The organism is Streptomyces sp. NPDC056296 (genome assembly GCF_042268605.1).
Taxonomy (GTDB): Bacteria; Actinomycetota; Actinomycetes; order Streptomycetales; family Streptomycetaceae; genus Streptomyces.
The window spans coordinates 104,811-113,938 of the sequence record NZ_JBHJRX010000030.1; the positions used below are offsets into that span (position 1 = coordinate 104,811).

A 9,128-nucleotide genomic window follows, 5' to 3' on the forward strand; every position below is an offset into this window, starting at 1 on the left:
GCGGTAGGAGGCTCTAGCGGTACGAGGCTCTGGTGCGGATCCGGGAGACCGCGAGCAGCACCAGCAGGGTCGCCGCCATCAGGACCACGGCGATGGCGGAGCCGGTGAACAGGGCGCCGCGGTCGGTGGAGGCGTAGATCAGGACCGGCAGCGGGGTCCAGTCCGGCGGGTAGAGCATCATCGTGGCGCTCAGCTCGCCCATGGACAGCGCGAAGCAGAGGCCGGCGGCGGCGGTCAGGGACGGCAGCAGCAGGGGCAGCCTGACCCGCCACAGGACGTGGGCCGGGGAGGCGCCGAGGGAGGCGGCGGCCTGCTCGTACGCCGGGTCGAGGCGGGTGATCGCCGCCGACACCGACTGGTAGGCGAAGGCGGTGACCAGCACGGAGTGGGCGATGATCACGATCCAGCGGGTGCCGTTGAGCAGCATCGGCGGCTGGGAGAAGGCGACCAGGGTGGCGAGGCCGACGACGACGGAGGGCACGGCGACCGGCAGCACGAACAGGGCGTCGACCACCTTGCGGTGCCGCTTCTTCAGCGCCGCCGCGGCGAGGGCGGCCCAGGTGCCGGTGGCGAGGGCGAGCAGGCTGGCGGTGACCGCGGTGACCAGGCTGGTGGTGAGTGCCTGGAGGGCCTCGCCGCGGGTGGCCGCCTGGTAGTTGGCGGTGGTGAAGCCGGAGGGCAGGACGCTGGACCAGTTGGTGGCGAAGGAGGCGCCGAGGACCACGAGCAGCGGGAGGGCGAACAGGGGCAGGAAGAGGAGGAGGAAGACCGTCCACACGGCCCACCTCGCCCCGCGGTTATGCACCAGCACGGCGGCTCACCACCCGGTAGAGGCTGTAGAGGCCCACGGAGATCAGGACGTTGACGACGGCGACCACGCAGGCGCCCGGGTAGTCGGACTCCAGCATGGCCTTGCCGTACACGAGCGTCGGCAGGGTCGTGACGCCCTTGGCGCCGGTGAAGAGCACGATGCCGAACTCGTTCAGGCACAGGACGAGGACCAGGCTGCCGCCGGCCGCGAGGGCGGGCAGCGCCTCCGGCAGGATGATCTGCCGGACGATGCGCGACGCACGGGCGCCCAGCGAACTGGCCGCCTCCAGCTGGCCGGTGTCCAGCTGCGAGAAGGCGGCGAGCAGCGGGCGCATCACGAACGGCGTGAAGTACGTGATCTCCGCGAGCAGCACGCCCCAGGGCGTGGTCAGGAAATGGAACGGCCCCTCGGCGGCCCCCGTCACGTCGGTCCACGCCCCGTTGGCCATGCCGACCGTGCCGTAGATGAACAGCAGGGCGAGCGTGATCAGGAAGGACGGGAAGGACAGGAAGACGTCGATGAAGCGGGCCACCGCCTTCGACCCCGGAAACGGCACGAACGCGATGACCAGCGCGAGGACGAACCCGAGCACCAGGCAGCCGACGGTGGCCGCCACCGCCAGCCACACCGTGGTCCACAGCGCCTCGCGGAAGGCGTACGAGGCGAAGACGTCGGCGTACGGCTGGATCGAGGTGCCGCCGGTGTCGGGCTGGAAGGACTGCTGAACGACGAGGGCGAGGGGGTAGAGGAAGACGAGGGCGAGCAGGGCTACTGGGGGCAGGGCCCAGAAGAGCGCCCCGCAGGGGCGCGGGGAACTGCGCGCCCAGCCAACCACTGCCCGCGGCTTCCGAACAACCTCAGCCATGGTCCACCCCAGCGGGCAGCAACACCGCATCCTCGGGCGAGAAATGCAGACTCACCCACTCCCCGTGCGCCGGCGGAGCCTTCAGTTCACGCAGGTCGGCCATGACGCGGTGGCCGTCCACGTCGACGTAGAGCCGGTGGGTGGCGCCCCGCCACTGGATCTCGCCGACGGTGCCGGTGAGCCGGTTGGGGCCGTCGCCGAGTCCGACGAGGTGCGGCCGTACGCACAGGGTGGCCGAGGCGCCCGGCGCCGCGTCCGCCGTGTCGACCTTGATCTCGGCGCCCCCGAAGGCCACTCCCTGAGCGCCCACCGTCACGGGCAGCAGGTTCGCGTTGCCGACGAAGGACGCGGTGAACTCGTTGGCCGGCGCCCGGTACAGCTCCCGTGGCGTGCCGCAGGCCTGCAGGCGGGCCTTGTCCATCACGGCGATCCGGTCGGCGAGGGTCAGCGCCTCCACCTGGTCGTGGGTGACGTAGAGGATCGACACGTCGGGCAGCTCGCGGTGCAGGCGGGCCAGTTCGGCGAGCATGCCGGAGCGCAGCTGGGCGTCGAGCGCGGACAGCGGCTCGTCGAGGAGGAGGACGTCCGGGCGGATGGCGAGGGCGCGGGCGATGGCGACGCGCTGCTGCTGGCCGCCGGACAGCTCGCGGGGGTAGCGGCGGGCGTAGGCGCCCATGCCGGTCATCTCCAGGGCCTCGGAGACGCGGGTGCGGATCTCGGCCTTGGGGACCTTGCGGGCGCGGAGCCCGAAGGCGACGTTGTCCTCCACCCGCATGTGCGGGAACAGGGCGTACTGCTGGACGACCATGCCGATGCCGCGCCGGTGCGGGGGCAGGTCGGTGACGTCGCGGTCGCCGAGGTGGACCCGCCCGGAGGCGGGCCGTACGAACCCGGCGACCGCCCGCAGCGCGGTGGTCTTGCCGGATCCGGACGGCCCCAGCAGCGCCATGACCTCGCCCGGTTCGACGGTGAGGTCGAGGGCGTCCAGGACGACGTTGCCGTCGTAGGCGACGGTGACCGAGTCGAAGCGGATACCGCTGCTTGTGGTGCCCATCAGCCGGCTCCTCGCAGGAGGGCGGGCAGGTCGGCGACGGAGTCGAGGACGTGGCTCGCGCCCGCCTCGCGGAAGGCGTCGTCGCCGTGGGCTCCGGTGCGCACCCCGGCGACCAGGCCCGCACCGGCCCGTACGCCGCTCAGCACGTCGTACGAGGTGTCGCCGACGACGGCGACCTGGCGTACGGCGTCGGCGGCCCCGGTGCGCAGGAAGGCCGCCAGCACCATGTCCGGGTACGGCCGTCCGCGCCCGCCCGCGTCGGCGGGGCACAGGGTGAGCGGCACCAGGTCGCGCCAGCCGAGCGCGCCGAGGATGGCGTCCTGGGTGACGCGGGCGAAACCCGTGGACAGGACGACGGTGCGGCCGTCGGCTGTCAGCTCCTCGACGGCCTCGCGGGCGCCGGGGACGGGGGCGATCAGGCCGCCGTCGACGAGTTCGCCGTACGCCTTCTCGAAGGCGGCGTTGGCGTGCTGGGCGCGGTCCTCGTCACCGAACAGGTGCCGGAAGACGGAGATCTTGGACTCGCCCATGGTGGCGCGGACGTAGTCGAGCTTCTCGGCGTGGTCGGGGGTGCCGGGCTCCACGCCCAGTTCGCGGGCGGCGGTGTCGAAGGCGCGCTCGACGAGGCCGCCGTCGGCGACGGTGGTGCCGGCCATGTCGAGGACGACGAGGCGGATGTCGGTGGTGGTCATGTCGGTGGTGGTCATGTCGGTGGTGGTCATGGCGGTGGTGGTCATGGCGGTGGTGGTCTTGGGGGTGGTGGTCTTGGGGGTGGTCATAGGGGGTTTCACCAGCCCAGTTCGTTCGCGGTGGTTTCGGCTATCGCCGGTGAGCAGGTCATGCCGCGTCCGCCCGGCCCGGTGACCAGCCAGACGCCGTCGCGCACCTGCTGCCGGTGCACGACCCGGCTCTTGTCGGTGCACTGCGCGTACACCCCGGCCCAGCGGCGGCGGACCTTGGGCAGCGGGCGGCCGAGGAGGGACTCGACGACGCCGGTGAGGTGGTCGTAGGGGTCCTCGACGGTGTCGAAGGCGAAGGGGTGCTCGTACTCGTGGGTGTCGCCGATGGTCAGGCCGCCGTCGGCGCGCTGCACCATGAGCAACTGCATCTTGTGCTCCGCGGCCGTGGCCGGCTGCGGCTGCCGCGCGTTCAGCTCGTCCAGGGCGGGCGAGCCGTAGGCGGGGTAGTAGCGGAAGCTGTCGGCGTCGGCGACCGAGGTGGTCAGCGGTTCGCCGAGGGGGGCGGTCTGCATCATCTGGAGGCGGACCCTGCGCACGGGCAGGTCGGGTCCGGCCAGCTCACGGACGAGGCCGCCGAGCCAGGCGCCGGTGCACAGGACGACGACGTCGCCGGTGTGTACGTCGCCGTGGTCGTCGCGGACGGCCCGCTCGCCGATGACGTCGCGGACCTCGCGGCCGGGCAGGAAGGTGTAGCCCGGGGACTTGAGCAGCTCGGCGCGCAGGGCGAGCTGGGCGGTGCGCGGTTCGACGGCGGCGTCGCGCTCGCAGTACAGCGCGGCGTCGAACTCGCCGCGCAGGGCCGGGTTCAGGGCGCGGGCCTCACCGGGGGTGAGGAGCTTGTGGCCGCGGGCGGCGGCGTCCGGGCGGGCGACGGCCGCCTCGGCGACCGCGCGTTCCAGGTCGCCGCGGAGCGGGGTCAGGGAGCCGTTCGGGCGGAAGCCCAGCGCCGGGATCCGGCCACCGATCTCCTCCCACAGCTCCCGCGCCCGAAGCGCGGTCTCCAACTCCTCTCCACCCGCACGGCCACTGACCCAGATCTGGCCGAAATTGCGCAGTGAGGCACCACGGGCCTCGGTCTCGCGCTCGATCTGTACGACCTCGTGGCCGCGGTTCACTGCGTGCCAGGCGTGCATGGTGCCCACCACGCCGGCTCCGACGACTATCACTCTCACGACCGCCACGCTCCTTGGCATTGGGGAACCGGAGGAATCCGGCTGACAACGAGAGCGTGAACTGGGCTTCAAGTTTGGACTAGACCCGTTATCTTTTCGTTATTCTGGGGCGCTCTGTGGGGCGGCGCTTTTCAGCCGCGCAGATGCGTCGTGAAGGAGAAGCGGTCGCCGCGGTACAGCGTCCGGACGCGTTCCAGCGGGCGGCCTCCCGTGTCCCGGGAGACGCGGTGGATGAGCAGCATCGGGAGGGCCGGCGGGGTGCCGATCAGCAGGGCCTCGCGCGGGGTGGCGAGCACGGTCTCGATGCGTTCGTCGGCGTCACCGAAGGCGATGCCCTGCTCGGCGAGGTGCGCGTAGAAGGAGGAGTCAGGGTCGAAGGCGGTGTCGAGGTCCGGGACGCGGGACACGGCGACGTACGTGCTCTCCAGGCCGACCCGCTCGTCGTCCGCGAGCAGCACGCGCTCCAGGTGCCAGACGGGCTCCCCGCGCGTGAGGCCGGTCTCGGCGGCGAGCGCGTCGGGGCAGGGGAAGCGGTCGAGGGTGACGAGCGCGCGGCCGGGGGTACGGCCCTGGCGCCGGACTCCCTCGGTGTAGCTGGCCAGGGACAGCGGCTGCTCCAGCTTGGGGCCCGCGACCACCGTGCCACGCCCCTGCCGGCGAAGCTTGCCCTCCAGCACGAGTTCCCGCAGGGCCTGCCGTACGGTCTCGCGGGCGACCTCGTACCGCTCGGAGAGGTCCCGCTCGGTGGGGATGGCGCCGCCCTCCCCCAGTTCGGCGACCAGACGGTCGATCCGCGCCTTGACGGCGTAGTACTTCGGCACACGGCCGTGCTCCGGGATCCCGGAGCGGACGGGGGCGCCCGGGGCCTGGTCGTTCGGGTAGTCCACGCAGGGATGGTCGCAGATGGTCGCGGATGGACGCGGATGAGGCCGGCGCGGACCGCACGGCGCCCGCCCCGCCGCCCGGCCCGGTGCGCCTCAGCGCCGCCTGCGGGCCAGCAGTACCGCCGCCGCGCCGACGGCGACGAGCAGGGCGGTGGCGCCCAGGGCCGCGTCCACCCGGCCCAGTCCGGTACCGGCGAGTTCGTCGGCGAACGGGAGGCCGGTGCCCTGGTCGTCCGGGGTGGCGGCGACGGAGGGGGCGGCCGGGTCGGACGAGGCGGCGGGATCGGCGGGGTCGGTGCTCTGCTCGGCCGCCGGCTCACGGGCGCCGATGCGGAAGCGGTAGTCGTTCGACTGGCCGATCCACTCGCCGTCCCCGCCGCGGCGCTGGACGACGGCCGCGTTGGCGGTGACCTCGCCCGGGGCGGTGTCCGAGGTGAGCGCGAGCCGCACCTTGACGGTGAGGGTCTTGCCGGGTCCGACGGTGAAGCCCGGGAATCCGTCGCCGCCCGTGCCCGTCTCTCCCCCTTCGCCGAACGCGCCGATCAGCTCGTCCCGGTCGGTCGTCTCGAAGGCGACGGGGTGCGGCCGGGTGCCGTCGTAGAACTCCAGGCGGGGCTGCGCGGGTTCCAGGGCCCGCTTCTCGTCGACGAGGACGACGACCGGGTGGATGCCCTCGCAGGTGCGGGAGGTGGTGTTGGTCAGGTCCAGGTACCAGGTGCCGTAGCCGCCGCCGGCCTCGTAGCCGGCGGGGCCGCCGTGGATGCGGGTGGTGAGGGGGAAGGTGTGGTCGTCCGGCGCCGTACAGGCGGGCAGCGGGGCCTGGGGGTCCGCGTGCGCGGGGGTGGCGGGCGCGAGCACGGCGGACGCGGAGGCGGCGAGGAGGGCGGCTGCCGCCACCAGGCAGGGGGACGCGGACGTGAACAGTCGCATAAACACATGAGCGTGCCGATGGAACGCGGATGCGGGCACCGCCATTCGGGCCACGACGCCCGGACGGAGGACGAACACCCCTCGATCGGCGGCGGGTGGTCGTGCGGGGCGTACCGGATCGGCACTGTTTGCGCCAGGCGGCGTGAAAGTGGCGCAATCACGCGTTGCCGGTCCGCTTCGCGAGTCGCAGCCTGAGTGCGGGAGCGGTAGGGGAGCGCTCCCACGCCGTACGGGAGCGCTCCCCTGCCCCCTGCCCCCTGCCGCGACCACCCCCACACCATCGACGCTCACGGAAAGAAGGACGAGAAGGACTCATGGATTGTCATATACATGTCCAAAACGTGGGACGTCGCCGCCTGACGCTCGCCCTGAGCACCCTCGCCACGGCGCTGCTTTCAGCCCTACTCCTGCTGACGCCCCTGACCCCCGCACCCGCAGTGGCGGCCGCAGCCACAGAAGCGGGATCGCGATCGGCATCGGCATCGGCGCAGGCGCCCCCCGCCCCCCTCCCGTCGCTCAACACCACCACCACCCAGGTCGCCTCCGGTCTGAGACGGCCCACCGCCCTCTCCGCCCCCGACGACGGCACGGACCGGCTGTTCATCACCGAGAAGCGCGGCACCGTCCGCGTCTACCACCCGGACACCGGCCTGGCCGGGCCCCCGTTGATCGACATCACCGCGGCCGTGGACGAGTCGGGCAACGAGCGCGGCCTGCTCGGCATCGCCCTCCCGCCCGACTTCGCCGACAGTCAGGCCCTGTACCTGGCGTACACGGCACTCCCCGACGGCGCGGTCACCCTCGCCCGCTACCGGCTCGACGAGTCCCGCCTCGAAGTCCTGCTCTCCCAGGAGCACGCCGAGTACAGCAACCACAACGGCGGCCAACTCGCGTTCGGCCCCGACGGCAACCTGTACTGGAGCATCGGCGACGGCGGTGGCTCCGGCGACCCCTTCGACGCCGGGCAGCGGCTGGACACCCTGCTGGGCAAGATCATGCGCGTGGACGTGAGCCGCGCCTGCGCCCCGCTCGCCTACTGCGTCCCCGACGACAACCCCTTCGTCGGCACCGCGGGCGCCCGCGAGGAGATCTGGCAGTACGGGCTGCGCAACCCCTGGCGGTTCTCCTTCGACCGCGCCGACGGCTCGCTGTGGATCGGCGACGTCGGCCAGGGCCGCTGGGAGGAGATCGACCACCTCGCTGCCGGACAGGGCGGACTCAACCTGGGCTGGTCCTGCTACGAGGGGCTGGAGAAGTTCACCGGCGGCGACTGCGTGCCCGGCGCCGAGTACACCGAGCCGGTCTTCACCTACTCCCCCTACACCGGCGGCTGCTCGGTCATCGGCGGCCACGTCTACCGGGGCGAGCAGTACGCCGACCTGGTCGGCGGCACCTACATCGCCACCGACTACTGCTCGTCCACCGTCTGGGCGCTGCGCCCCGACGGCCGGGGCGGCTACGAGCAGGCCGAGATCGGCGAGATGCCCACCCAGGTGACGTCGATCGGCACGACGGTCGACGGGGAGTTCTACGTGGTGAACGACCTGCCCGGCGGCCTGCACCGCGTGTCGTTCACGCGCGAGGAACCCACCTGCCGGGTGGACCGCACGGTCACGTCCTGGGGCACCGGTACGACGGTCGACCTCACGGTCACCAACACCGGCGACGCCCCGGTGAACGGCTGGACGCTCGAGTTCCCGCTGGCCCTCGGGCAGACGGTCGTATCCGACTGGAACACGGAGCTGACGCAGGGCAGCAACACGATCTCGGCGGGCAGCGCCCCGCACAACGCCGCCATCGCGCCGGGCGCGAGCGTGACGCTGGGCTATCTCGCCGACCACACCGGGGACGCGTCGCCGCCGCCGCGGTTCATGCTCAACGGGGACGCGTGCGGGGTGGGCCGCTGAGCGTTCCGTACGGGTCGGCGTAGGCCACAGGGGCTCGTTCGGCACCGGAACGCCGGCCGCGCCCCGTCCCCGTCCCTGTCCCCGTCTCCGTCTCCGTCCCCGTCAGGCGTCCCCCCGCCCGAACAGCGGCGCGAGCAGCAGCTGGGCCGCGCCCTCCGCGACTCCGCGCGTCCCGCCGGGCGCGATCCGCACCGGTACGGCGCCGTCGTGTCCGCCCTCGCGCCGGGCGCGGGCGTCGAGGACGGCGCCGACCCCGTGGACGAAGGCCTCGGGCGCGGCGGCGACGGTACGGCCGCCCAGCAGGACCAGGTCGATGTCGAGCAGCCCGACGAGGTTCGCGGCGCCCGTGCCCAGTACCCGCGCCGCCTCCGCGAGGTCGCCGCGGGCGACGGCACCGAGGCACAGGGCCTCTATGCAGCCCCGGGCGCCGCAGGTGCAGGGCGGCCCGTCCAGCTGGACGACCTGGTGCCCGAACTCCCCGGCGCCGGTCCGGGCGCCCCGGTGCACGCCGCCGCCGAAGACGAGACCGGCGCCGAGCCCCGTACCGAGGTGCAGATAGGCGAAGGAGCCACCCGCACCGACGCCCGCGCCACCGCCCGCAACGCTGCCCTCGCCACTACCGGCGCCACCGCCCTCGCACCCGCCCTCGCACCCGCCCGCACCACCACCGGCGCCGCCGCGTTGGTGTCCTTGTCGACCACGACCGGCACGCCGAGCCGCCGCGCCAGCGCGTCCCGCAACGGGAACCCGTCCCACTCCGGGAAG

At 73.1% G+C, this 9,128-nt stretch carries 8 protein-coding genes and 1 pseudogene; 1 reads left to right on the forward strand and 8 read right to left on the reverse strand.

Features of this window, described 5'->3' with window-relative positions; translation table 11 throughout:
* Window positions 1–13 precede the first annotated feature (13 nt).
* From ACFCZF_RS22730 to ACFCZF_RS22760, 7 genes are all read right to left on the reverse strand, one after another.
* Window positions 14–811 carry an ABC transporter permease gene (locus ACFCZF_RS22730; protein WP_376673190.1) on the reverse strand — a complete coding sequence of 266 codons (798 nt, stop codon included), beginning with the start codon at window positions 809–811 and terminating at the stop codon, window positions 14–16.
* Window positions 798–1,676, reverse strand: a complete 879-nt coding sequence (locus ACFCZF_RS22735) for a 2-aminoethylphosphonate ABC transporter permease subunit (RefSeq protein WP_376673191.1) — start codon at window positions 1,674–1,676, stop codon at window positions 798–800. The genes ACFCZF_RS22730 and ACFCZF_RS22735 overlap by 14 nt, the downstream gene beginning before the upstream one ends.
* Window positions 1,669–2,730: an ABC transporter ATP-binding protein gene (locus ACFCZF_RS22740; RefSeq protein WP_376673192.1), complete on the reverse strand. Its 1,062-nt coding sequence runs from the start codon at window positions 2,728–2,730 to the stop codon at window positions 1,669–1,671. Before ACFCZF_RS22740 ends, ACFCZF_RS22735 begins: the two co-directional genes overlap by 8 nt.
* Window positions 2,730–3,437: an HAD family hydrolase gene (locus tag ACFCZF_RS22745; protein WP_376673199.1), complete on the reverse strand. Its 708-nt coding sequence runs from the start codon at window positions 3,435–3,437 to the stop codon at window positions 2,730–2,732. Before ACFCZF_RS22745 ends, ACFCZF_RS22740 begins: the two co-directional genes overlap by 1 nt.
* Window positions 3,438–3,517: 80 nt before the next feature.
* Entirely contained in the window at window positions 3,518–4,642 is a 1,125-nt protein-coding gene (locus tag ACFCZF_RS22750) for a TIGR03364 family FAD-dependent oxidoreductase (RefSeq protein ID WP_376673193.1), read from the reverse strand.
* Between the two features lie 131 nt (window positions 4,643–4,773).
* On the reverse strand, window positions 4,774–5,529 hold the full coding sequence (locus tag ACFCZF_RS22755; protein ID WP_376673194.1) for a GntR family transcriptional regulator: 756 nt from the start codon (window positions 5,527–5,529) through the stop codon (window positions 4,774–4,776).
* Between the two features lie 90 nt (window positions 5,530–5,619).
* The gene (locus ACFCZF_RS22760; RefSeq protein WP_376673195.1) at window positions 5,620–6,456 is read right to left on the reverse strand and encodes a hypothetical protein; all 837 of its coding nucleotides are present in this window, start codon (window positions 6,454–6,456) and stop codon (window positions 5,620–5,622) included.
* Between the two features lie 341 nt (window positions 6,457–6,797).
* On the opposite strand from ACFCZF_RS22760, the gene ACFCZF_RS22765 reads away from it, so the two are divergent.
* Window positions 6,798–8,363, forward strand: coding sequence for a PQQ-dependent sugar dehydrogenase (locus ACFCZF_RS22765; protein WP_376673196.1), 1,566 nt, complete (start codon window positions 6,798–6,800; stop codon window positions 8,361–8,363).
* Window positions 8,364–8,465: 102 nt separating this feature from the next.
* Here the strand turns inward: ACFCZF_RS22765 and ACFCZF_RS22770 are convergent.
* Window positions 8,466–9,128: pseudogene (locus tag ACFCZF_RS22770) on the reverse strand (ROK family protein); the annotation flags it as partial.